Below are 22,585 nucleotides of genomic sequence, written 5' to 3' on the forward strand. Positions count from 1 at the left end.
ACACGACCGTGTCCGACGGCGTCCGCGAGACGGGTCTGTTGTCGCTGAGCGTGTCTCCGCGACCGATCCGTCCCGAGGAGTCCTCATGCACCGCGCCACCGAACGGCCGGCCGATCTCGACCACCTGCTCGCGCACGGGCCGTTCCCGGCCGCGCTGCGGGCGGCGATCGTCGCGCGCGGGTTGTCCCTGGACCGCATCCGCCACCGGCTCGCCCGGCGCGGCCTCTCGGTCAGCGTGCCCACGCTGAGCCTCTGGCAGTCGGGCCGCCGCCGTCCGGAACGCGCCGAGTCGCTGCGGGTCCTCACCGGGCTGGAGCAGGTGCTCGAGCTGCCCGCCGGCTCCCTCGGGACCCTGCTCGGGCCGTCGCGGCCGCGTGGCCGGGCCCCGGTCCGCGGCCGGGCCGGGCAGCTGGTGACCGTCAGCCAGCACGACCGGGCGGAGATCGACGCGCTCGGCGGGCTCTCGGCCGTCCGGGCCCGCGTCGTCCTGCGCGCCACCGCGGCCGGGCTGGACCGCTGGCCGGTGCGGTGGCACTTCGAGCCGGGCGTGGCGCCGAAGATCGTCGCGGACCGCAACTGCCGCGTCGGCAGCGTCGAGCACGACCTGGACCACGACCGGCTGACCGCCGAGCTCGTGCTGGACTCACCGCCCGCGCCGGGCGAATCCGTCGTCGTCGAATACCGCGCGACGTTCCCGGCCCGGCCCGTCGCGCGGGGGTACGTGCGGATCTTCGACCGGCCGGTGCGCGACTACCTGCTCGAAGCCCGCTTCGCCGAGCTGCCCGCGCAGTGCGTCCGCGTCCACGGCGAGGACGCCGACCGTGAGCTGGTGCCGGACTCCGGCGGGACCGTGCACGTCGCCGAGGCCGACGTCGCGGGCCGGATCGGGATCCGCTGGGAGACGTGAAACAGGTGTGGCCCCGGCGAGTGCCGGGGCCACACCCTCCTTGCGCGGCGGCGTCAGGGAGCGACGTACAGCGTGCGGTTCGGGCTGCCGCTGCCCGGGTTCTTGACCAGGTTCGGGGTCGAGGCGGTGATCAGGGCCTGGGCGACCTGGGCCGCGGTCGCCGTCGTGTGGGTGGCCAGGTAGAGCGCCGCCGCGCCGGCGACGTGCGGCGAGGCGAACGACGTGCCGTTGCCGGTGTAGGTGGCCGTGTCGTTGGTGTTCCACGCCGACGTGATGCCGACGCCCGGGGCGAACAGGTCGACCCCGGCGCCGTAGTTGGAGAAGGACGCGCGGGTGTCGGTCTTGTCCGCGGCGGCCACGGTGATCGCCTCGGCCACGCGGGCCGGCGACGACGTCGAGGCGTTCGCGTTGGAGTTGCCCGCCGCGACCGCCCAGGTGACGCCGGAGGCGATCGAGTTGCGGACGGCGGTGTCGAGCGCGGTCGAGACCCCGCCGCCGAGACTGGCGTTGGCGACGGCCGGCTTCTTCGCGTTGGCGGTGATCCAGTTGACGCCGGCGATCACGCCGGCGGTGGTGCCGCTGCCGTCGGAACCGAGCACCCGCACCGGGTACAGCTGCGCGCCCTTCGCGACGCCGTACTGCGACCCGGCGATCGTCGCGGCGACGTGCGTGCCGTGCCCGTAGCCGTCGTCGGCGTTCGTGTCGTTGTCGACGAAGTCGAAACCCTGGTGCACGCGGCCGCCGAAGGTCTGGTGCGTCGCGCGGATGCCGGTGTCGAGCACGTAGACGTTCACGTTCGACGCCGTGGTGGCGTAGGTGTACTTGCTGTCCAGCGGCAGGTTCCGCTGGTCGATCCGGTCCAGGCCCCACGACGGCGGGTTCTGCTGCACGGCTTCGGTGCGCACGGTCCTGTCCTGCTCGACGAACGCGACCGCGGTGTCGGCGGCCAGCCGCTTGGCGTGCTTTTCGTCCAGGTGCACCGAGAACCCGGCGAGGTTCCGCGTGTAGACCCGGTCGACGGTGCCGCTGTAGCGCCGGGCCAGGTCACCGCGGTCGGTCGCGTTGTCCTTGAGCACGACGATGTAGCTGTCCTTGACGGCGTTCGCGTCGGCCGCGCCGAGCACGACGCCTTCCGCGGCCTGGGCGGGGGTGACTCCGGTCAGGACGACGGCCGCCGTGACGGCGACGGCGGCTCCGACGGATCTCGCTGCGCGCATTTCCTGCTCCTCGGGGGGAAGTGGGTTTCTCCGACTCCGAAGCTAGGTCGCCCGGTGTTTCTTCGGCAGCCGCGGATTTTTGCGGTTTTACGGCGGGTTTTGCGGTTCCGCAACGACGCCGGGCAAGCGTTTTCCCGCGGCGGAAGCAGGTTTCCGCGGACTGGACGCCCCGCTCGGACCTGTCCGCGATGTGGGACCACCCGGCCCGGGCGCCGGGGCGGGCCTAGGCTGCGAGACGTGACGACGCTCGAGGAATCCGGGGCGGCCACCGCCCTGCCGCTGATCGACATCTCGCGCTTGCGCGGGCCCGCCGCGGACCGCGCGGAGTTCCTGGGCGAGCTGCGGCGGGCCGCGCACGACGTCGGCTTCTTCTACGTGGTCGGCCACGGCGTGCCCGAGCGGCTGACCAGCGGGATCTTCGACGCGGCCCAGGAGTTCTTCGCGCTGCCCGTCGAACAGCGGCTGGCGATCGAGAACATCCACTCCGCGCAGTTCCGCGGCTACACCCGCACCGGCCACGAGTACACCGGCGGGACGCCCGACTGGCGGGAGCAGATCGACATCGGCCCGGAACGCGAGCCGGTGGCGCCCGGCGGCCCCGCGTGGCAGCGGCTCATCGGTCCGAACCAATGGCCGGAAGCGCTTCCCGGGCTCCGCGAGACCACCCTCGAATGGCAGGCCGAAGCCCTGCGCGTCAGCCGTGAGGTGCTGCGCGCGCTCGCCGCGGCGCTGGGCCAGGACGAGGCCTACTTCGACGCGTGGTTCGACGAAGAAGCGTCCACGCACGTGAAGATCCTGCGCTACCCCGGCCGGCCGTCGGCCGAGCGGGACCAGGGCGTCGGCGCGCACAAGGACTACGGCTACCTGGCCCTGCTGCAGCAGGACGGGATCGGCGGCCTGCAGGTCCAGGCGGCCGACGGCAGCTGGATCGACGCCACCCCGGTGCCGGGCAGCTTCGTGTTCAACATCGGCGAGATGCTGGAGATCGCGACCCAGGGGTACCTGAAAGCCACCCGGCACCGCGTCGTCAGCCCGCAGGCCGGGGTCGAGCGGTTCTCGGTGCCGTTCTTCCTCGGGCCCCGCCTCGACGCCGTCGTCGAACCGCTGCGGCTCCCGCCGGAGCTGGCCGCGGACGCGAAGGGCGTCAGCGAGGACGCGGACAACCCGCTGCACGCGGCGTTCGGGGAGAACGCGCTGGTCGGCTGGCTGCGGTCGCACCCGAAGGTCGCGCAGCGGTGGTGGAGCGACGTGCTGGCGGAGCGCGGGTGAGCACCTTCGAGACCCGCCAGATCCACGCCGGCGCCCGCCCGGATCCCGCGACCGGGGCCCGCGCGACGCCGGTGTACCAGACGTCGTCGTTCGCCTTCGCCGACGCGCACCACGCCGCCGAGGCGTTCGCCTTGCGCGAACTGGAAACGCACGCCTACACCCGGCTGTCGAACCCGACGACCGTGGTCGTGGAGGAGCGGCTCGCGGACCTCGAAGGCGGCGTCGCCGCGGTCGCGGTGGCCAGCGGCCAGGCCGCGACGACGCTGGCCCTGCTGAACATCGCCCGCGCCGGCGACCACATCGTGGCGGCGGCGAGCCTGTACGGCGGCACGTACAACCTGCTCGCCCACACCTTCGCCGACCTCGGGATCACCGTCGGCTTCGTGCGCGACCCCGACGACCTCGCGGCCTGGCGCGCCGCCATCCGGCCCGGGACGAAAGCGCTGTACGCCGAGACCGTGGGCAACCCGCGGGGGAACGTCCTCGACATCAGCGCCGTCGCCGAGGTCGCCCACACGGCCGGGGTGCCGCTGGTCGTCGACAACACCGTGCCCACGCCCTACCTCGCGCGGCCGCTGGAGCACGGCGCGGACGTCGTCGTCCACTCGACGACGAAGTTCCTGTCCGGGCACGGCACCGCGATCGGCGGCGTCGTCGTCGACGGCGGGACGTTCGACTACACCGCGGACCCGGACCGCTGGCCGCAGCTGACCCGGCCGGACCCGAGCTACCACGGGCTCGTCTTCGCGCGGGAGTTCGGCGCGCTGGGCTACAGCCTCAGGCTGCGCACCAAGCTCGTCCGCGACCTCGGCCCCGCGGTCTCGCCGTTCAACAGTTTCCTGCTCCTGCAAGGCATCGAGACGCTGTCGCTGCGGATGGAACGGCACGTGTCGAACGCGCGGGCCGTCGCCGCGTGGCTCGCCGACCGGCCCGAGGTCGAGGCGGTGCACTACGCCGGGCTGCCGGGCAACCCGTGGCACGACGCGGCGAAACGCTACCTCTCGCTCGGCGTCGGCGCGGTGGTGGCGTTCGACCTGGCGGACGGCGTGGAGGCCGGCATCCGGTTCGTCGACCGGGTGCGGCTGTTCAGCCACCTGGCCAACATCGGCGACGTGCGCAGCCTCGTCATCCACCCCGCGTCGACCACCCACGCCCAGCTCGACGCGGAGCAGCAGCTGGCCAGCGGGGTCACGCCGGGGTTGATCCGGCTTTCGGTCGGCCTGGAAGGGATCGGCGACCTGCTCGCCGACTTGGCACACGGACTGGGGACGCGCGATGGCTGAATTCACCGGAAGCCGCGGGAAGATCCACTATGGACAGTGGAGCCCGCCCGAACCCGAGGCGCTCGTGGTGTTCTTCCACGGCCTCGGTGAGCACATCGGCAGCTACCAGCCGCTCTTCGACGCACTCACCGGCGCCGGGTTCGCGGTCTGGGCCCACGACCACGCCGGGCACGGCCACAGCGACGGCGAGCGCGTCCTGATCGAGTCGGTCGACGACCTGCTCGCCGACGCCGCCACGCTCGCAGAGCTGGCGCGCGACGCGCATCCCGGGCTGCCGCTGGTGGTCGCCGGCCACTCGCTCGGCGCGACCGTCGCCACGCTGCTCGTCGGCGAGGACCGGCTCCCGGACCGCCCGAAAGCGCTGGTGCTCGCCGGTTCCTCGCTGGTGCCGGACGCCGCCGGCGGGCTCGTGAACCTGCTCGCGAGCGGCGTCGACCCCTGGGAGCTGCGCAAGGACCCCGGCGAGCTGACCCGCCACCCGAGCTACGCGCAGCAGATCCGCGACGACCCGCTGACCTGGCAGGGCGGCCTGCGCCTGGAAACCCTGGGCGCACTCGGCGCGGCCGCACCCCGGGCGACGGCCGTCCTCCCGAAGCTCGACCTGCCGGTCCTCCTGCTGCACGGCGCCGAGGACGACCTGGCCCCCGCGGACGGCGCCCGGAAGGCCGCCGAGCTGCTGCCGGAAGCCCGGGTGGTCGTCTTCCCCGAAGACCGCCACAACATCCTGAACGAGCTGGACCGCGACGACGTCCACCGCGTCTTCGCCGAGTTCGCCGCCGAACACGCCCGCGGCTAGAGCCAGCCCTGGGTCTCGGCGAGGCGGGCCGCTTCGGCGCGGGTGCGGGCTTCTGTCTTGCCGATCGCCGAGGACAGGTGGTTGCGGACCGTCCCGGCGGACAGGCCCAGCGCCGCCGCGATGTCGGCGACCGTGCCGCCTTCGGCCGCGGCGCGGAGCACGTCGGCCTCGCGGGCGGTGAGCGGGCTGGCGCCGGTGGCGAGGGACTCGGCCGCGAGGGCCGGGTCGATGAAACGCAGCCCGGCGTGGACCCGGCGGATCGCGTTGAGCAGCTGCTCGGGCCGCGAGTCCTTGACGACGAACCCGCCCGCGCCCGCGGACAGCGCCCGGGCGAGGTACCCGGGCCGGCTGAAGGTGGTGCAGATCAGCACCCGGCAGTCCGGCAGGGCGTGCCGGAGCTCGGCGGTGACGGCGAGCCCGTCGCGGCCGGGCATCTGCACGTCGAGCAGGGCGAGGTCGGGGCTCGTGCGGCGCGCGGCCGGGAGGACCTCGGGGCCCGAGCCGACTTCGGCGACGACGTCGATGTCCGGCTCGAACCGCAGCAGCGACGCGAGGGCGCCGCGGACGAGGGCCTGGTCGTCGGCCAGGAGCACGCGGATCACGCCGGCGCCGTCCCGGCCGTGGCGGCGAACACCCGGTAGCCGCCGCGGGGGCCCCGGCCGTGTTCGAGGACGCCCGACACCGCGGCCAGCCGCTCGGCGAGCCCGGTGAGGCCGTGCCCGGCGGGGGCCGCGGCGGCGACCGCGCCGTCGTCGGTGATCTCCACCCAGTCCGGGCCGACGCGGACCCGGCACCGCCCGGCGTCGGAGTGCCGGAGCACGTTGGTGACGGCTTCCCTGACGACGTAACCGAAAACGCCGTTCAGCTCGGGGTGGACGGCGTCGACCGACACCGGCAGCTCGGCCCGCACCCCGGCGGCGCGCAGGGCCAGCCGGGCCCCCGACAGCTCGGTGGCCAGCGAGACCTCGCGGTAGCCCGAGACGGTGGCCCGCACGTCGGAAAGCGACTGGTGGCACAGGTTTTCGAGGTCCCGGACCTCGGCCAGGGCGAGATCGGGGTCCGCGGCCGACTCCAGGATCCGCCGGGCCAGCCCGAGCTTGACGGCCATCGTCGAGAGGTTGTGGCCGAGGATGTCGTGCAGTTCGCGGCCGACGCGCTCGCGTTCCCGCAGCACGGCCATCCGCCGGATCTGCTCGCGGGCGGCCTTCAGGTGCCCGATCGTGAAGGTCAGCGCGAAGACGACGCCCAGTGCGGCCGTGAGCCCGCCGAGCGTGGCCACCTGGCCCCAGCTCACGTGCCCGTCGCCGAACCGCATCCAGCCGAGCTGGACCGCGGCCGTCGCGAACCCGAGCGGGACCGACCAGCGCAGCGGCAGCAGCATCAGCCCGGCCGCGATGGCGAAGGTCAGATCGGTCAGGTAACCGGGCGAGCCCAGGAGCAACGCCGGCGCCAGACCGAGCGCGAACACCGCCGCCACCATGGCCGCGCGCCGCCGCGTGGCCGCCGCGGGCCCGGACCACAGGGTGAAGACGTAGGCGGCGCCGTAACCGGCGATGGCGCCGAGCGCGAGGCCCGTGCGCCACGGGCCGTACGGACCGTGGCCGATCAGGGTGATCCGGGGTATCAGCACCAGCAGCGTGAGGCCGTTGACCACCACGGGTGCCACCCGGCTTCGCCGGTTCGCCCAGAAACTCCAGTCGGGCCACTGCCGCACGGAGAACCGGTCGGGATCACGCCTGCTCACGTGCTCACCCTAAGCACGGGCGGTGCGCGCCGCCCCATGACAGATGGCACGGGACGGCCGGGCCGCGCGGTGGTGCGGTGAAGCCATGGTGCAGAAACTGATGCGGAAGATCCTGCCGGTGGCGCTCGCCGCGGCCGCGGTGACGTCGGGGGTGCCCGCGGTCGCCGCGGTGGATGAGACTCCCTTGGTGTGGGGGCCGTGCCCGGCCGACGTCGCCAAGCCCGGCCTGCAGTGCGGGACCCTCGAGGTGCCGCTGGACTACCGGCACCCGGACGGGCGCAAGATCGGCGTCGCGGTCTCGCGGCTGGCGAGCGCGAAACCCGCGCAGCGGCGCGGTGTCCTGCTGGTGAACCAGGGCGGGCCCGGCCTGGCCGGCCTCGACTTCCCGGTCACGCTCGCCGACGGCGGCCTGCCGCCGCAGGTGCGGGACGCCTACGACGTGATCGGCTTCGACCCGCGCGGGGTCGGCCACAGCACGCCGGTGACCTGCGACATGACCCCGGAGCAGGTCGGCACGAGCGTGAACCCGCCCTTCCCGCACACCGCGGCGGACGTGACGAAGGCGGCGGAGGCGGCGAAGACCGTCGCCGGGCAGTGCTTCACGTCGGAGACGGCGGCGATGCTGCCGTTCGTCACGACCGCGAACACCGCGCGCGACGTGGACCGGATCCGGGCGGCGCTGGGCGCGCCGAAGCTGTCGTACTACGGCGCTTCCTACGGGACGTACCTCGGCGCCGTGTACACGACGCTGTACCCGGATCGCAGTGACCGGATCGTCCTCGACAGCAGCCTCGGGCCGGACGGCTACGACGTCGAAGCGCTGCGAAGCCAGGGGCTGGGCTTCGAAACCCGGTTCCCGGACTTCGCGAAGCTCGCCGCGGCCGATCCCGGGCGGTACGGCCTGGGCGCCACGCCGGCGGCGGTGACCGCGAAGTACTTCGAGCTGACCGGGCGCCTGGACCGGACGCCGGCGCAGGGCTACGACGGCACGACGTTCCGTGCGATCACCGCGTTCGCGCTGCGCTCGGACGCCCTGCTGCCGGGGCTGGCGACGCTGTGGCACGAGCTGGACACCGGCCGGCCGGCGTCGGCGCGCTCCGGTGCCGCGGCTCCCGCCGGGGACAACTTCCCGGCGAGCTACCTCGCCGTGGTCTGCGGCGATTCCCGGTGGCCGCAGTCGGTGGGGACCTACCAGCGCAACGTCGCGGTCGACCGGATCCGGTACCCGAAGTACGGCCCGTTCACGGCGAACATCCGGCCGTGCGCGTTCTGGCCGGCGCCGGCCGAGCCGCGGGTACGGATCACCGGCCGCGGACCGTCCACTGTGCTCATGGTGCAGAACCTCCGCGACCCGGCCACCCCGCTGCCCGACGCCCTGCGCCTGCGCGCGGCGTTCGGCGACCGGGCCCGGATGGTGACGGTCGACCAAGGCGGCCACGGCGTCTACCTCTTCGCGGCGAACAAGTGCGGCACCACCGCTGTGACCGGCTACTTCGCGACGGGCCGGCGGCCGGCGCACGACGCCTTCTGCCCGGCCTGACCCGCGTCACGGCTGGTTCGCGGCCTGCTTGACCGTCCGGATCACCGGCGCCGTCTCGATGTGCGTGATCGCGGGCAGCGCCGCCACCCGGGTCGTCAGGTAGCGGTACAGCGCCCGCTGGTCCGGGCACACGACGGTGGCGTAGAGGTTGCTCGGCCCGGTCGTGGCCGCGGCGAACGCGACCTCCGGGTGCCCGGCCAGCTCTTCCCCGGCCCGCGCCAGCTGGGCCGGGACGACCGAAAGCCAGAGCAGCGTCCTCGTGCCGGTGCCGAAGAGCTGGGCGTCGATGTCGATGTCCAGGTACAGGACGCCGTGGTCGCGCAGGTCGCTCATCCGGCGCCGGACCGTCGTCGGCGACCAGCCCGTGCGGGCGGCCAGCCGGGTGATCCCGGTGCGGCCGTCGGTGGCCAGCGCGGCGAGCAGCTTCCGGTCGCCGTCGTCGAGCCGCACCGGGCCCGGCCGGCGGGGCGCCGGGGGTGGGCGCAGGCGCTCGACGGCGGCCTCGTCCAGCCGGCCGAGCTTGGCGATCAGGCTGTCCGGCCCGCCGTAGAAGGTGTGCAGCACCGAATGCGCGGTGACGCCCTCGACGCGCGGGGTGCGAGGGAGCTTTGCCAGCAGCAGCGCCTCGCTGTCGGCCGCGGTCTCCGTGCGCACCGTGCAGGTGATCTCGGTGCCGCCGGAGGTCAGGCTCACCCACGACGTGTCGGGCCGCCGGGCCAGCGCCTCGGCGACCGGGACCGCCGCGGTGGGCGCGCACCGCACCCGCAGGAACCACAGCGCGCCACCCAGCGCGGCCGGGTCGACGTCGCCGACCACCCGCACGGCCCCCAGCGCCCGCAACCGGGCGTAACGACGGGCGATGGTGCGATCCGACACCCCGAGAACGTCGGCGATCGTGCTGAACGCGGCCCGGCCGTCGACCTGCAGGGCGTGCACGAGCCGGCGGTCCAGCTCGTCGTAGTCGGATTCCACCGTGACAAGCCTACTGGTGCCGGATTCGGCCGCGGATCACGTCATTTCTGGCCCGGCCGCGGCGGCGGGCGCAGCGTGGATCTCGTCCTGATCGACACGAACCAGGGGAGAAACCATGGACACCGGAGTGCTCGTCGTCGGCGCCGGCCCGACCGGGCTGACGCTGGCCAACGAGCTGCGGGTGGCGGGGACGCCCGCGGTGCTCGTCGACAAGCTGCCACGGCGCAGCGAACTCTCGCGCGCCGGCGGCGTGCAGTCGCGCACGTTGACCGCGCTCGACCAGCGCGGGCTCCTGGAACCGTTGCTGGCGACCGGGAACTACCCGACCAGCGCCGGGCACTTCGCCGGCATCGGGTTCTCGCCGGAGCACACCGCCCACCGCCTGCCGTGGCGGTCCGTGCCGCAGGTCGAGATCGAGGGGTTCTTCGAGCGGCACCTCGCCGCGCACGGCGTCCACGTCCGGCGCGACCACGAGCTGACCGGCCTCGACCAGGACGCCGACGGCGTCACCGCCACCTTCGGCAACGGCGCGGTCTTCCGCGCCCGCTACCTCGTGGCCGCCGACGGCGCGCACAGCGTGGTGCGATCCCTGCTGGGGGCCGGGTTCCCGGGCCGCCCGGGCACGTCGACGGTGATCGCCGCCGACGTCCGGCTGAGCGGTGCCGGCGAGCCGATGTCGCACACGTGGACCGACGACGGTTACTGGGCGGCGCTGTACCCGCTCGGCACGGACGCGCGGGGCCGGCCGCTGCGCCGGCTCGTCCTGGGCGGCCCGGACGCGCCGGCGCGGGACGTCCCGGTCACCGAGGACGAGATCCGCGGCGGCCTGAAGGAGGTCTTCGGCTCCGCCGTCGAGCTGCTCGAGCTGCGCTACGGCCGGCGCATCACCAACGCGGCCCGCCAGGCCGAGCGCTACCGGCACGGCCGGGTCTTCCTGGCCGGCGACGCCGCGCACGTCCACCTGCCGCTCGGCGCGCAGGGCATGAACACCGGCATGCAGGACGCGCTGAACCTCGGCTGGAAGCTCGGCGCCGCCGTCCACGGCTGGGCGCCGGCGGGCCTGCTGGACACCTACCACGCGGAGCGGCACCCGGTCGGCGCGGCGGTGCTGCGCAACGTCCAGGCGCAGAGCCTGCTGATGGACTGGGCGGGCACCCGCGACCCGGACGTCGTGGCCACCCGGGAGCTGTTCGTGGCGCTGGCGGAGCTGCCGGAGGTGCAGCGCCACCTCGGCGACCTGCTGTCCGGGATGGCGATCCGCTACGAGATGCCGGGCACCGAGGTCCACCCGTTGGTCGGCCGCCCGGCGCCGGACCTGCGGCTGGGCGAGGTCCGGCTGCACGAGCTGCTGCGCCCGGGCCGTGGCGTCCTGCTCGACCCGGACGACGCCTTCGCCGAGGTGGCCGGCTTTTGGTCGGACCGGGTCGACCGCGCGGGCATGGGCGCGGCGACCGAGCCGTTGCTGGTCCGCCCGGACGGCTACGTCTGCTGGGCCGGTGACACCGGCGAGCTGGAACCGGCACTGGCCCGCTGGTTCGGCGAACCACGCGGCTGACCGGGCCGGTTCGCGGCGAGCAGGACTGGGTATTCGCGGGGTGGACCCCGGCTACGGTCGGTGTCGACGGGGCGACCGGACGAACAGGAGGCCGTGGGTGGGGCGGAAGATGCGCTGGGCAGTGGTCAGTGGGGACGGATTGCCGGTCAGCGGGTTGCTGACGATCTTCCGCAACGTCGTCGATCGGGCGCGTGAGGCGGACCTGCTGGAGTTCCCGGTCACCGCGGACCTCGGCTACTCGTGGCGGGCGGACAAGCAGCGGTTCTTCCCGCGGGGCCTGCCAGGTGCGGAGTATCCGTCGTGGCTGCAGGTCTCCGACGCGGTGCCGGTGCCGGTGGATCCCGCGCGGTGGATGGAAAAGCTCGACACGATCCGCCGGACCGTGGCCGCGGCGGAGGAGCTCGACGAGGCCGAGGCCGCCGAGTTGCGGCGTGAGATCGAGACCCACAGCGAACACTACGAAAAGTACTTCTACGACTGGTTCACCGAGCACGACGTCGACTGGGTGATCGCGATCAACCTCACCCTCTCGGACGCCGTCCCGGTCACCACGGCGCTGCACCGCGCCGCGGCCCGCCGGTGGGCGGGGGACCGGCCGGGCGGGGTGCTGTACTGGGACCACGACCTGTTCGGCAGCTGCGCGATCTTCGAGGACGGCAAACGGTTCTACCCCGCCGCGCCCAACGACGTCACGCCCGTGCCCGGCACCACCGAATCGGACCGGTGGGCGGTGGTGTCGCCGGCGTTGCTGACCGAGGCGCGGAAGTACCCGTCCGAGCTGGAGCCGGAGCTGCTCACCAACGTCCTCCCGCTGGTGCCCGGCGGCCCGCTCGAGTCCCGCCACCACGAGTTCCTGGCCGAACGCGACATCGAGCCGGACCGCCCGGTCGTGCTGGTGCCGGTGCGGGTCTTCGCCGTGAAGGGCGTGGACATCTCCGTGCGGGTGTTCGCCGGTGCGCGTGACGAATGCGCGCGACTCGGCGTCCCCGACCCGGTCCTGCTGGTGTTCGGCAGCCTCGACGAGGAGCCGGGCTACGCGGACGTCGTGCGCGAGGCCGTGGCGGAGACGGACGCCGCCGACGCCGTCCGCTTCCTCGACGGGGTCCCGATTTCGAGCCACCGCGACAGCGCCGGCGCGTGGCAGCTGGACGAGATCGACCTGGTGCGGGTGGCGCGGGCCTCGCACGGCGCGGTGCTGTTCACGCCGAGCTGCGTCGACGTCGAGACGGTCGGGCTCGGCCCGGCCCTCGCGGCGCTGGCGGGCATCCCGTGCGCCGTAACGCCGTACGACGCGTTCGCCGACCACTTCGGCCCCGGCTTCAGCCGCGTCGAGGTGGATCCCGAGGACCCGCGCCCGGCCGGCCACGACCTGGCCCGCCGGCTGTCGGCGTTGCGCGAGGGCGACGCCGCTCTGGCGGAGGCTATGCGGGCCAACCTGGCCCGGGTGGAGGAGCGCTTCCCGGACGGCCCCTGGACGACGTTCCTGGCCGCGATGGCCGACGGAACGGCCTGACGCAAGGAAAACCGAGCCCGCCATCCGCGCTCGCGGCACCGCTGAACCACCGCCGGTGCGAGTCCGGTCGGTCACTCCTTCGGCACCAGGACGCGCGACCGCTCAGCGCAGCAGCGTGCCGAACGCGAGGGTGAAGAACGCGGCGAAGGACGAGCCGTCCTTCGCCGCGCGTTCGCCCACGATGGCGCCTTCCCAGGCGTTGACCAGGAAGCGGGCCAGTACCTCCGGGTCCTGCTCCGACGTCACCGAACCGTCGGCCTGGGCTTCGCGGATCGTGCTCGCCACGGCCGCCGACCAGCTCGCGAAGCTCGTCACCAGGCCTTCGCGGATGGCGGGGCTGTGGTCGGCCGCTTCGTTGCTGAAGTTGCCGAACACGCACCCGCGTTCGTAGCCGTGCTTCTCGATGTCGCTCGCCAGGAAGCCGAAGTGGTCACGCAGTCTCGTGAGCGGCGCGACGTCCGCCTCGGCCAGGTCCGGCACGCGGCGGGTGGCGCCGTAGCGTTCCATGACGACCAGTGCCAGCGCTTCCTTGCTCTCGAAGTGGTTGTAGAACGACCCCTTGGGCACGCCCGCGCTGTCGGTGATCAGCTTGACGCCGCACGCGTTGTAGCCGAGCCGGTGGAACTGCTCGTACGCGGCGTCCACGATCTGCTCTCGCACGCTGGCCCGGGCCATCGGGGCCTCCTCCGGATCAATATGGGCGGTCGTCTACCTCACCTCAAATGTTAGCCCGCCACCACTCGGTGATCACCCGGGCGTAATCGGCCGCGGCCTCTTCCCAGGTGAAGTGGCCCGCGTCGAGGACGTCGAGCTTGCTGTGGGGGAGCCGCTCGTGCAGGTACTCGGCGTTGGCCACCGGCACCACCGGGTCCTTGCCGCCGGCGATGATCTGGACCGGCGTTTCGATGCCGGGCAGCAGGTCGCCGAGGATCGGCAGCTCGGCGGGGTACGCCCGGACGTAGGGCATCTGCTCGACGAACCGCTGACCCCGGTAGGCGGCCAGGTAGTCCTCGCGCACGACCTCGGGCAGCTCGTACCCCTCGATGGTGGCGAGCGCGAACGTCACGATGTCCTTGGGTCCCATGGCCCGGTACGGCGCCAGATCCTCGGCCCGCACCCACTCGTCCAGCACGCCACCCAGGTTCAGCGGGACGGACGTCCCGCCGCTGCCGACGGTCACCGTGGCGAACCGGCCCGGGTGCCGCGCCGCCGCGAACAACGCCGCGCTGGTGCCGACGTCCGGCCCCACGACGTGCGGCTTCGCCAGGCCCAGCTCGTCGGCGATCCGCACGACGAACTCGCCCATCGCCTGCGGGGAGAGCAGCTCCTCCCGCAGTTCGGAGTGCCCGAACCCGGGCAGGTCCACGGCGATCAGGCGGGCGTGGTCCGCCAGCCGCGGCCAGCTCGCGTCGAAGGCGTACAGGCTCTCCGGCCACGGGCTCAGCAGCAAGGCCTCGGTCTCGTGCGGCCCGTCGCTTTCGGCGTAGCGGACGGACAGCCCGTCGATGGTGCGGAACCGGGGCTTGATCTCGCTCATGTCCTCGTCCTCTCTTCGGTCGTTTCAATATGACCGGTCGTCTTAGAATCGTCAAGGAGGGTGACGCAGGGCACAACCGAGGGGGATCAGCCGTCGCGTACTTCTCGCCGATTTCCTCGATCTCGGGCAGCCCGACCAGCTCGGCGAAGTCCGTCAGCCCGGGCAGGTCCCGGACGGCGTTGACCGGCGTGCCGTCCCGGGCGATCCGGCCGAGCACCGACCGCATCGCCTCGGTGGCCGCCAGCAGCGTCGAGATCGGACAGATCACCAGCCGGAAACCCAGCTCCCGCAAGCGATCCCGGCCCAGCGGCGGGGTCTTGCCGCCCTCGGCCCAGTTGAACAGCAGCGGCACGTCGCGGAAGGTGTCCGCGACCCGTTCGATCTCGGCTTCGGACTGCAGCGCTTCGACGAAGAGCATGTCGGCACCGGCGTCCCGGTAACGGCGGGCGCGGTCGATCGCGGCGTCGAGCCCCTCGACGGCGCGGGCGTCGGTGCGCGCGATCAGCACGAAGTCCGGGTTGTACCGCGCGTCGACCGCCGCCCGGACCCGGTCGGCCATCGTCGCGGCGGGCACGACGCGCTTGCCGTCCAGGTGCCCGCAGCGCTTCGGCGCGACCTGGTCCTCCAGGTGGATCGCGGCGACGCCGGCGGCCTCGTACTCGCGGACCGTGCGGATGACGTTGAGGGCGTTGCCGTAGCCGGTGTCGGCGTCGGCGATCACCGGCACCTCGACCACCGAGCGGATCCGGCTCGCCGCCTGGACCATCTCGGTCATCGTCAGCAGGCCGACGTCCGGCCGGCCGAGCAGCGACGCCGTCGTGCCGAACCCGGTCATGTAGACGGCGGGGAACCCGGCCGCCTCGACCAGCCGGGCGCTCAGCGCGTCGTACGCGCCGGGCGCGACGACGATCTCCTCGCCGGCCAGCAGGTCCCGCAGCCGCGCCGGCCCGGAGATCCGTGGTCCCAGCAGATCGGCCACTCCGGCCACCTCCTCGTTTCCTGACGCTCAGGTGTAGCAGACGGCGGCCTCGTGGAAGTGCGCCGCCGCCGGACCGCTCAAGGATGACTGCACCGCCGTGAACCGGTCGAAACGGAGAACCGCCATGCCCATGATCGACGTGTACGCCCCGGCGGGCGTCATCGGCGACAAGAAGAAGCTCGCCCAGGAACTCGCGCAGACCATGATGCGGTGGGAGAAGGTCCCGGTGATCCCGTTCTTCACCGGGAACACCGCGGCCTTCGTGCACGAGCTGCCCGACGGCGCGCTGTCGGACGCCGGTGGCGGCGGCGACCACGTCCGCGTGCAGGTGACGACCAACGCCGGCGCGCTGGACCGCGAGCAGCAGCTCGGCGTCGTCCAGGACATCACCGCCCAGGTCGCCGCGGCCGCGGGTGACCCGGGGCTGGCCGAGCGGACGTGGGTCGCGCTGACCGAGGCCGTCCCGGGCGGCTGGGGGATCGGCGGGCACGCCTACACGAACGACGAGATCGTCCAGCACGTGCGTTCGCTGCTCGGGAAGTCCTGACCGGACACCTCCGGAGCGGGTACGAATGTCGGTATGACGGTTCTGGGTGAGGAACGGCCCGCGTGGCGGGAGGTCGGCGGCCGGGTGGTCGAGCGCGCGGCGGGCGGCACCCCGCTCGCCCGGCTCGAAACCCTGGCCCGCACCTCGGCGGACCCGATCGGCTGGCGCTTCCGCCAGCCGGCCGCGGCGCTGTTCTGGTGGGGTTCCGGCGTGCGCGAGCTGCGGCTCGCGGTGGACGGCCGGCCGTTCCACGACGTCGTCACCGCGACCAACAGCCTGTGCTACATCCCGCCGGACACCGAGGTCACCGGCACGTTCGCGATCGACGGGCTCTGCCGCTACACGGTGCTGTTCCTCGACCCGGACCTCGCCGCGGACCACGACCTCCCGGCGCCGCGGCGCGCGCTCGTCGGCTTCGACCGGCCGCCGCTCGTCCGCGCGCTGCGCGAGGTCACGGCGGAGGCAGCGGCCCCGGACGAGACGTTCGACCTGTTCGTCGACGGCGTGGCCCGCCAGAGCCTCGCGCACCTCGTGCGGCTGACGCGCGGGGCGGAGCCCGCACCGCCCGCCGCCGGGCTGCCGGCCGGGACGCTGTCACGCCTGGACGGCTTCGTCCGGCGGAACCTGCGCGACCCGGTCACCGTCGACCAGCTCGCCGCGGTGGCCGGCTTCAGCTCGCGGCACTTCCTGCGGTCGTTCCGCCGCAGCACCGGCGTGACGCCGATGCGCTGGGTCCTCGACCTGCGCCTGCGCGAGGCCGAACACCGGCTCGCCGCGACGGCGGACCCGATCGGCGTGATCGCCGCGGACTGCGGGTTCAGCCACCCGCAGCACCTGAGCACCGCGTTCCGCCGGGCGCGCGGCATCAGCCCGTCGCAGTACCGCGCGGCCCGGTAGTCCGTTGTGGACGGTCAGCCGATCGACGGGATGAAGGTGGGAGCCCGGCGAGCCGGGGCCGCCTTCTCGAACGCCGCCGCCAGCGAGAGGATCCGCGCGTCCGCCCAGCGTCCGGCGAAGAACGAGACGCCGATCGGGAGCGGGCCCGCGAACCCGGCCGGGACCGAGACGTTCGGGTAGCCCGAGACGGCCGCCGGGGTCGACGAGCCGAGGACGAACGCGTCACCGGTGCCGTACGTCGTCTTCCACGCCGGGCTGTTGGTCGGTGCCACGATGGCGTCCAAGTGGTGCGCCGCCAGGGTTTCGTCGATCGACCGGCGGGCCAGCGACGTCGCCGTCGCGCGCTGGGCGCGGTAGGTGGGATCGGTCGGGGCCGGTGCGGCCGCCGCCTGCTCGAACAGCTCCTGGCCGAACTTCGACAGCTCGACCGGGTCCTTCTTGTCGAACGCGATCAGCTCGTTCAGGTTCGCGGGGTGGCCCGGCCGGTGGGTGAGGTAGGCGTTGACGTCGCGCTTGAACTCGGTGCGCAGGGCCGGGGACTCGGCGGCGCCGATCTCGTCCTGGTAGGGCAGGTCGACCTCGACGACGGTCGCGCCGCGCGAGGTCAGCGTGCGGACGGCGTCCTGGACGACGCGGTCGACGTCGGCGTCCTGGCCGGCCTTGCGCCAGACGCCGATCCGGGCGCCGCGCAGGGCACCGGGGCGCAGCAGGGCCGCGTAGTCCGTCGGCTGGCCCGCGGGGATCGCCGCCGTCGCGGGGTCCGCCTTGTCGCGTCCCTGCAGGACGGACAGCGTGATGGCCGTGTCGACGACGTGGCGCGCCAGCGGCCCGGCGGTGTCCTGCTCCGCGGAGATCGGCACGACACCGGTCCGGCTGACCAGGCCCAGCGTCGGCTTCTCGCCGACGACGTCGTTGGCGCCGGCCGGGCAGACGATCGAACCGTCGGTCTCGGTGCCGATCGCGACCTGCGCCAGACTCGCCGCCACGGCGGCGCCGGAGCCCGAGGAGGAGCCGCACGGGTTGCGGTCGAGGACGTAGGGGTTGTTCGTCTGGCCGCCGATCCCGGACCAGCCGGACGTCGCGTTCGTGGAGCGGTAGTTGGCCCACTCGGAGAGGTTGGTCTTGCCGAGGATCACCGCGCCGCCGCGCTGCAGCCGGTCCACGAGGGCGGCGTCGGCCGCCGGCCGGCTGCGCGGCAGGGCGCGCGAACCCGCGGTGGCCGGCAGCGTCCGGGTGTCGATGTTGTCCTTGAGCAGCACCGGGATCCCGTCGAGCTGCCCGAGCGTGTGGCCGGTGCGGCGGCGGGCGTCGCTGGCGGCGGCCGCGCGCAACGCCGTCGGGTCGACGGCGACGACGGAGTGGATCTTGCCGTCCAGCGCGTCGATCCGGTGGAGGTAGGCGGCGGTCAGCGCCACGGCGCTCAGCCGGCCGTGGTCCATCCGCTGCTGGAGCTCGGGGATGGTGGCCGCGTCCAGGTCGAAGCCCAGTGCCGGGCCGGCCTGGGCAGGAGCAGCGGCGGCCAGTGCGGGCACCGGGGCCGCGACGAGGCCGGCGAGGGCGAGGAGCACGGCGGACGAGCGCAGTCGGATCACGGCGTACATGTGACTCCTGAACCCGGCGGGGGTCAAGCCGCCATTCGTCGGCCCGGGTGCGATCATGGGTGTCCTGGGAGGACGTTCATGACTGCTCGCGACGCGCTGATCGCCGTGGCCGCGCTGCTGGCGCCGGAGGTACCGCAGGTGCGGGCCCACGCCGCGGCCGCACACGACGATCCCGAGGCCTACCTGCGAGAACACGGCGACAGCCTCGACGACCGCGGCATCGACACCGCGATCCCCGAGCTGGCCTGGATCGCCCTGGTGGACGCGCTCGCCGACCACGGGCTGCTGGCCGAAGTGGACTGGAAGGAAGCACCGGACGAGATCGTCGGCCGGTTGCGCGCCTTGCGGTCCGCGCCGGCCGAGGACGCGGCGTGGGCGTCACTCGCCGAGGCGGACCTCCCGACCTTCGAGTTCCTGGAGCTGGCGGGCGGGCAGCTGGCGGCCGCGGGCACCGCGCTCGCCGTCCTCGACATCGAGTCCGACTGCTACCCGCTCGTGCTCCTGCCGCCCGCCCGGGCCGCCGACCTCCCCGGCCTGGCCGCGGCGGCGGGCTTCAAGGCCGCGGTCCTCCCGGCCTAGCGTCACGCGTCGGCGGTTGCGGGCGGCGTGGTGGCCAACACGTGCGGCGGGGACAGACCCTGAGTGCCGGACCTCAGTGAGCCGGCCGCTCCAGCCGCACGACCTCCGCGCGGGCGTGGGCGACCCGGTCCGTCTCCCGGCCGCCGGCGCGGGCGATCTCCCGGGCCAGGTCGCTCGCCGCGGCCATCCGGTGCCTCGCCGTGCGGCGGCTGTGGACGTGCTTGCGGTAGGCCTTGCGCTGCTTCCGGAGGCCGCTGACCGCGTCGAGCAGGGGCGGGTCGAGCACGCCCGCGCCGGCTTCCGGGCCGAGCAGGTCGCGGGTCCAGGCCCGCTCGCGGCGGGCGGCGTGGCGCAGGACGGAGAACAGGAACGTCAGCTCGATCGCCGCGATCACGAACGGCAGCACGGCGACCAGGGGACCGCGGCCGCCGAGGCCGGTCATGTCGTCCCACGCGAAGTGGAACAGCATCGCCACCAGCATGGTCAGCACGCCGCGCACGACGTTGCGCTCACCCGGCACCCGGCTCAGCACCCACATCAGCCCGGCGCAGAAGATGGCGCTGAACAGCGCGTGCGACACGATGCCGGACGCGCCCCGGTAGAGGAACACCTGCAGCGACGCGCCGATCTGGTTGCTGCCGAAGCTCTGCGCCGCGCCGTTGTAGACGTAGAGGACGTCCTCGAAGACCTGGAAGCCCAGGCCGATGAAGGCGCCGATGATGAACCCGTCGTAGACGCTGCGGACGAGCCGGGGCGCGAGCCCGATCAGCAGGACGAGCCCGAGGGCCTTGCCGAACTCCTCGTTGACCGGGGCGGTGAGCCCGGCGGCCCAGTCGGCGGCGAAGGCCGTGCCGCCGAGCTTCGTCCACAGCTCCAGCAGGGCGGTGTTGGCCGGGAGCGCGATCCAGAACGTCGCGGCGATCCCGCCCCAGGCGAACGCCGTCGTCAGCAGCCGGCCCGGCTGCGCGGTGTAGCGGTTCTGGTGGCGCAGCAGCACCAGCCAGGGCACGAGGTAGAGCCCGAACAGCAGGATCCCGCCGGTCAGGGCCGGGGTGTAGAAGCCGCCGTCGCCGCCGAAGTAGCGCAGCATCCCGAGCGCGCCACCGCCGACGCCGACGAGGTACACCCAGAACGCCAGGTTGTGCGGCTGGAAGAAGCGGAACGGCAGGCCCCAGCCCGACTGCTCGATGGCGGCGAGCTGGGCCGTCTTGGTCTCGGACGTCGTGGTCACCGGTTCGCTCCCGGGGTGATGCTGCGCAGGACGCCGTCGATCTCGCCGCGGAACCGCTCGAACTGGCCCGGCGCCGTACGCACCCGGAACAGCAGCGCGGGCGCGGCGTCGGCCGGCTCGCCGCGGCCGGCCACCTTGAAGGCGACGTCGAGCCCGTCACCGCTCGGCGACGTCGTGCTCTGCGCGACGCCGGTGAGCCCGGCGGTGGTCGTCACCGTGCCCCGCGTGCCGTCGATCGCGGGAGCGTCGTTGCCCTCCGAACGCCGTACCTGGTCGAGGAAGGCTTCCGCGGTGCCGGGGTAGGACGCGCCGCGCAGGGCGATCGTCGCGCCGCCGGTGGCCAGGACGACCTGCAGGCTCGTCGGGTTCGCGGCGGCGGCGCCGGTCAGCGTGCCGCTCTGCAGCTGCCAGCCGACCGGCGGGACGGCGGTCGCGCCGTCGCCGAGGTCGAGCAGGTCACCGGCCCGGATCTCGTTGTGCCAGGGGATCGCGGCGTTGAGCGCGGGCAGCCCGTAGCCGAGCAGCAGGGCGATGGCGAGCACGATCAGGGCCGGGGTGAAGGTCCGGCGGTCGAGCCCGAAGAGCCGGTGCTCGACCGGCACCCAGCCCTGCGGTGGTTCCGGCGCGGTCACGGTCAACGAACAACTCCTCGCGGGGTCGGGTAACGGTCATCAGAACACGAACCGGCCTGCCGCGGCGATCACCGCGGCAGGCCGGGTGCGTGGTGCACCCGTGCGGGTGAATCCGGGTCAGAGCCGCCCGGCGCGCTCGTACAGCTCCCGCACGGGCTCGGTGAACGCGGCGCTCGTCAGGTCCTGGGTGACGCCGTCCTCGCTCATCGTGCCCCGGCTGGTGACGCCGAAGATCGTGCCCTGGCCGGTGGCGGGGTCGAAGTCCCGCAGCCACGGGCCGCCGCTGGAGCCGCCGGACAGGTCGCAGTCGGTCTTCCAGTCCGACAGGACCGAGTTGACCTCGAGGGTGGCCGGCCGTGCGCAGGACAGCAGCGCTTCGCCGCCCGCGAGCTGCGACACCGGGTAGCCGAGGATCGTGGTGTCCACCGGGGACGGCGGCTGGTCGAAGGAGACGTCCTGGGTGCCCGCGACGTCGGCGGCGTGCCGGCCGCCGACCGGGTCCAGCGCGAGCACCGCGTCGTCGTCCGTGCCGCTCGTCGGACCCGAGTAGGTGGCCGACCAGGCGAAGGCCCGGACCGGGAACACGCCGTACGGCGCCGCCCCGTGGTCGTAGCCGGGGACGAACACGACGTTGACGATCTTGATCGGGTTGTCGAAGCGGTCCAGGCCGCCGTTGACGCAGTGCCCGGCGGTGAGGGCGACGTCCTTGCTCGCACTGGGCACCACGGTCGCGGTGCAGGACTCGTCGACCCCGGGCTCGGCGGTGAAGAACAGCCGCCCGACGCCCGCCGGGACGGGGCCGTCCCAGACCCGGCCGATCGTCTCGGCCGGCGGCAGCCAGTCCGCGCCGACCCACTGCCGCATCCGCTCCGGCGTCCAGTGGGCCAGCGCCGCAGCCCGGTCGGCCGCGCTCACCTGCGTCACCACCTGGTCGCCGTCGGCCGCGGTGGCCGGGGCGGCCAGGACCGCCGCCGCGGTGCCGGCCACCGCCAGCAGGGTGCCGGCTCGGGAAAGGGCGCGCGAGTTCGTGGTCATGTCCGGTGGACGCCCGCTCGCCGGGGAGGGTTGTTCGCCGAGCGGGTGATCTTGAAGCGCCTCACGGCGCGACGGAAGCGTCCCGGTACCGCAGGATTCCTTCGACGCCGAGCAGGAACGTCTCGCAGATCGGCGCCGGGTCGGTGAGGCAGCCCGCGGCCATCGCGCCGTCGCGGAGCATGACGAAGTGCCGGGCCGCGGGCTCCGGCGCGGTCTCGCCGGTCCGCGCCAGCAGTTCGGTGACGGTGTCCAGGAACCACTGCCGGTGGGCGAGGACGGCCTGGTGCACCGGGTGGGCGGGGTCGGGGTACTCCGCCGCGGCGTTGAGGAACGCGCAGCCGCGGAAGCCGGGGGAGCGGATGCCGTCGGCGATCGACCGGGCGACCGCCCGGACGACATCGGCCGGGGCGCCGCCACCGGCCCGGGCGGCTTCGGCCTGGGCGCGGATCGCCTGGTCGGCGGCCGTCAGGTAGGCGACGAGCAGGTCGTCCTTGCTCGCGAAGTGCCGGTAGAGCGTGGCGCGGGTGACGGACGCCTCGGCGATGATCCGGTCGACGCCGACGGCGTGGAGACCCTCTGTGTAGAACAGCCGGGTCGCGGTACTGAGCAGCCGCGCGCGTGCTTCGGACACCTGGACTCCTGCCTCCGGTTCGTTGCCTCCACAGTAGCAGATAGAACGGTCGGTCTTGACGACTCGGCGATCTGCTGCCATAGTCCTCATCAGAAAGACCGATCGTTCTATCTACCTCGC

General features: G+C 73.6%; 21 protein-coding genes and 1 pseudogene. 10 read left to right on the forward strand and 12 right to left on the reverse strand.

Annotation, left to right across the window (positions count from 1 at the left end):
* Positions 1–85 precede the first annotated feature (85 nt).
* Positions 86–907 (forward strand): hypothetical protein, encoded by an 822-nt coding sequence (locus MUY22_RS32675; protein WP_247051018.1) that lies wholly within the window; start codon positions 86–88, stop codon positions 905–907.
* 53 nt (positions 908–960) lie between these two features.
* Here the strand turns inward: MUY22_RS32675 and MUY22_RS32680 are convergent, their stop codons facing one another.
* Positions 961–2,124 (reverse strand): S8 family peptidase, encoded by a 1,164-nt coding sequence (locus tag MUY22_RS32680; protein WP_247051019.1) that lies wholly within the window; start codon positions 2,122–2,124, stop codon positions 961–963.
* Positions 2,125–2,361: 237 nt separating this feature from the next.
* On the opposite strand from MUY22_RS32680, the gene MUY22_RS32685 reads away from it, so the two are divergent.
* Genes MUY22_RS32685 through MUY22_RS32695 form a run of 3 tightly spaced genes read left to right on the forward strand, consistent with a single transcriptional unit; the run spans position 2,362 to position 5,472 of the window.
* Positions 2,362–3,393 carry an isopenicillin N synthase family oxygenase gene (locus MUY22_RS32685; protein ID WP_247051020.1) on the forward strand — a complete coding sequence of 344 codons (1,032 nt, stop codon included), beginning with the start codon at positions 2,362–2,364 and terminating at the stop codon, positions 3,391–3,393.
* On the forward strand, positions 3,390–4,676 hold the full coding sequence (locus MUY22_RS32690; RefSeq protein WP_247051021.1) for an O-acetylhomoserine aminocarboxypropyltransferase/cysteine synthase family protein: 1,287 nt from the start codon (positions 3,390–3,392) through the stop codon (positions 4,674–4,676). The genes MUY22_RS32685 and MUY22_RS32690 overlap by 4 nt, the downstream gene beginning before the upstream one ends.
* Positions 4,669–5,472 carry an alpha/beta fold hydrolase gene (locus MUY22_RS32695; RefSeq protein WP_247051022.1) on the forward strand — a complete coding sequence of 268 codons (804 nt, stop codon included), beginning with the start codon at positions 4,669–4,671 and terminating at the stop codon, positions 5,470–5,472. The genes MUY22_RS32690 and MUY22_RS32695 overlap by 8 nt, the downstream gene beginning before the upstream one ends.
* Here the strand turns inward: MUY22_RS32695 and MUY22_RS32700 are convergent.
* A complete protein-coding gene (locus MUY22_RS32700; RefSeq protein ID WP_247051023.1) occupies positions 5,469–6,074 on the reverse strand; it encodes a response regulator transcription factor in 606 nt (201 codons plus the stop codon). The genes MUY22_RS32695 and MUY22_RS32700 overlap by 4 nt on opposite strands.
* On the reverse strand, positions 6,071–7,216 hold the full coding sequence (locus MUY22_RS32705) for a sensor histidine kinase (RefSeq protein WP_247051024.1): 1,146 nt from the start codon (positions 7,214–7,216) through the stop codon (positions 6,071–6,073). Before MUY22_RS32705 ends, MUY22_RS32700 begins: the two co-directional genes overlap by 4 nt.
* An 85-nt stretch (positions 7,217–7,301) precedes the next feature.
* Between MUY22_RS32705 and MUY22_RS32710 the strand changes: the two genes are divergently transcribed.
* Positions 7,302–8,756: an alpha/beta hydrolase gene (locus tag MUY22_RS32710; RefSeq protein WP_247051025.1), complete on the forward strand. Its 1,455-nt coding sequence runs from the start codon at positions 7,302–7,304 to the stop codon at positions 8,754–8,756.
* 6 nt (positions 8,757–8,762) lie between these two features.
* Here the strand turns inward: MUY22_RS32710 and MUY22_RS32715 are convergent, their stop codons facing one another.
* A complete protein-coding gene (locus MUY22_RS32715; RefSeq protein ID WP_247051026.1) occupies positions 8,763–9,728 on the reverse strand; it encodes an Lrp/AsnC family transcriptional regulator in 966 nt (321 codons plus the stop codon).
* Between the two features lie 115 nt (positions 9,729–9,843).
* Here MUY22_RS32715 and MUY22_RS32720 point away from each other — a divergent pair, with 115 nt between their 5' ends.
* Entirely contained in the window at positions 9,844–11,283 is a 1,440-nt protein-coding gene (locus tag MUY22_RS32720; RefSeq protein ID WP_305879318.1) for an FAD-dependent monooxygenase, read from the forward strand.
* A gap of 97 nt (positions 11,284–11,380) precedes the next feature.
* A complete protein-coding gene (locus tag MUY22_RS32725; RefSeq protein ID WP_247051027.1) occupies positions 11,381–12,796 on the forward strand; it encodes a hypothetical protein in 1,416 nt (471 codons plus the stop codon).
* Positions 12,797–12,898: 102 nt separating this feature from the next.
* Here MUY22_RS32725 and MUY22_RS32730 read toward each other — a convergent pair whose 3' ends face one another.
* The 3 genes and pseudogenes from MUY22_RS32730 to MUY22_RS32740 form a co-directional block, all read right to left on the reverse strand.
* On the reverse strand, positions 12,899–13,471 hold the full coding sequence (locus tag MUY22_RS32730) for a TetR/AcrR family transcriptional regulator (RefSeq protein WP_247051028.1): 573 nt from the start codon (positions 13,469–13,471) through the stop codon (positions 12,899–12,901).
* 43 nt (positions 13,472–13,514) lie between these two features.
* Complete coding sequence (locus MUY22_RS32735; protein ID WP_247051029.1) at positions 13,515–14,333, reverse strand: alpha/beta fold hydrolase; 819 nt, start codon at positions 14,331–14,333, stop codon at positions 13,515–13,517.
* 265 nt (positions 14,334–14,598) lie between these two features.
* A pseudogene (locus MUY22_RS32740) lies at positions 14,599–15,321 on the reverse strand (oxaloacetate decarboxylase); the annotation flags it as partial.
* A 115-nt stretch (positions 15,322–15,436) separates the two neighbouring features.
* On the opposite strand from MUY22_RS32740, the gene MUY22_RS32745 reads away from it, so the two are divergent.
* Together MUY22_RS32745 and MUY22_RS32750 are read left to right on the forward strand one after the other, a co-directional pair.
* Positions 15,437–15,859, forward strand: a complete 423-nt coding sequence (locus MUY22_RS32745; RefSeq protein WP_247051030.1) for a hypothetical protein — start codon at positions 15,437–15,439, stop codon at positions 15,857–15,859.
* Between the two features lie 33 nt (positions 15,860–15,892).
* Complete coding sequence (locus MUY22_RS32750) at positions 15,893–16,756, forward strand: AraC family transcriptional regulator (RefSeq protein ID WP_247051031.1); 864 nt, start codon at positions 15,893–15,895, stop codon at positions 16,754–16,756.
* A 14-nt stretch (positions 16,757–16,770) separates the two neighbouring features.
* Here MUY22_RS32750 and MUY22_RS32755 read toward each other — a convergent pair whose 3' ends face one another.
* Positions 16,771–18,357, reverse strand: a complete 1,587-nt coding sequence (locus tag MUY22_RS32755; RefSeq protein ID WP_247051032.1) for an amidase — start codon at positions 18,355–18,357, stop codon at positions 16,771–16,773.
* Between the two features lie 78 nt (positions 18,358–18,435).
* Here MUY22_RS32755 and MUY22_RS32760 point away from each other — a divergent pair, with 78 nt between their 5' ends.
* Positions 18,436–18,936, forward strand: coding sequence for a DUF6630 family protein (locus MUY22_RS32760; protein ID WP_247051033.1), 501 nt, complete (start codon positions 18,436–18,438; stop codon positions 18,934–18,936).
* A 73-nt stretch (positions 18,937–19,009) separates the two neighbouring features.
* On the opposite strand, the gene MUY22_RS32765 is transcribed toward MUY22_RS32760, so the two are convergent.
* The 4 genes from MUY22_RS32765 to MUY22_RS32780 form a co-directional block, all read right to left on the reverse strand.
* The gene (locus MUY22_RS32765; RefSeq protein ID WP_247051034.1) at positions 19,010–20,167 is read right to left on the reverse strand and encodes a PrsW family intramembrane metalloprotease; all 1,158 of its coding nucleotides are present in this window, start codon (positions 20,165–20,167) and stop codon (positions 19,010–19,012) included.
* Complete coding sequence (locus MUY22_RS32770; RefSeq protein WP_247064233.1) at positions 20,164–20,799, reverse strand: hypothetical protein; 636 nt, start codon at positions 20,797–20,799, stop codon at positions 20,164–20,166. Before MUY22_RS32770 ends, MUY22_RS32765 begins: the two co-directional genes overlap by 4 nt.
* Before the next feature lie 117 nt (positions 20,800–20,916).
* A complete protein-coding gene (locus MUY22_RS32775) occupies positions 20,917–21,834 on the reverse strand; it encodes a serine protease (RefSeq protein ID WP_247051035.1) in 918 nt (305 codons plus the stop codon).
* Positions 21,835–21,895: 61 nt separating this feature from the next.
* Positions 21,896–22,465 carry a TetR/AcrR family transcriptional regulator gene (locus MUY22_RS32780; RefSeq protein ID WP_247051036.1) on the reverse strand — a complete coding sequence of 190 codons (570 nt, stop codon included), beginning with the start codon at positions 22,463–22,465 and terminating at the stop codon, positions 21,896–21,898.
* Positions 22,466–22,585: the final 120 nt, after the last annotated feature.

This window comes from Amycolatopsis sp. WQ 127309, assembly GCF_023023025.1.
In the GTDB taxonomy this organism is placed as follows: Bacteria; Actinomycetota; Actinomycetes; order Mycobacteriales; family Pseudonocardiaceae; genus Amycolatopsis.

Excerpts from the sequence above, each read along its gene's own strand:
- MUY22_RS32760 (WP_247051033.1), top strand. The coding sequence starts at position 18,436 with ATGACTGCTCGCGACGCGCTGATCGCCGTGGCCGCGCTGCTGGCGCCG.
- MUY22_RS32750 (WP_247051031.1), top strand. The coding sequence starts at position 15,893 with ATGACGGTTCTGGGTGAGGAACGGCCCGCGTGGCGGGAGGTCGGCGGC.
- MUY22_RS32775 (WP_247051035.1), bottom strand. The coding sequence starts at position 21,834 with ATGACCACGAACTCGCGCGCCCTTTCCCGAGCCGGCACCCTGCTGGCG.
- MUY22_RS32680 (WP_247051019.1), bottom strand. The coding sequence starts at position 2,124 with ATGCGCGCAGCGAGATCCGTCGGAGCCGCCGTCGCCGTCACGGCGGCC.
- MUY22_RS32730 (WP_247051028.1), bottom strand. The coding sequence starts at position 13,471 with ATGGCCCGGGCCAGCGTGCGAGAGCAGATCGTGGACGCCGCGTACGAG.
- MUY22_RS32745 (WP_247051030.1), top strand. The coding sequence starts at position 15,437 with ATGCCCATGATCGACGTGTACGCCCCGGCGGGCGTCATCGGCGACAAG.
- MUY22_RS32675 (WP_247051018.1), top strand. The coding sequence starts at position 86 with ATGCACCGCGCCACCGAACGGCCGGCCGATCTCGACCACCTGCTCGCG.
- MUY22_RS32735 (WP_247051029.1), bottom strand. The coding sequence starts at position 14,333 with ATGAGCGAGATCAAGCCCCGGTTCCGCACCATCGACGGGCTGTCCGTC.
- MUY22_RS32720 (WP_305879318.1), top strand. The coding sequence starts at position 9,844 with ATGGACACCGGAGTGCTCGTCGTCGGCGCCGGCCCGACCGGGCTGACG.
- MUY22_RS32755 (WP_247051032.1), bottom strand. The coding sequence starts at position 18,357 with ATGTACGCCGTGATCCGACTGCGCTCGTCCGCCGTGCTCCTCGCCCTC.
- MUY22_RS32710 (WP_247051025.1), top strand. The coding sequence starts at position 7,302 with ATGGTGCAGAAACTGATGCGGAAGATCCTGCCGGTGGCGCTCGCCGCG.
- MUY22_RS32695 (WP_247051022.1), top strand. The coding sequence starts at position 4,669 with ATGGCTGAATTCACCGGAAGCCGCGGGAAGATCCACTATGGACAGTGG.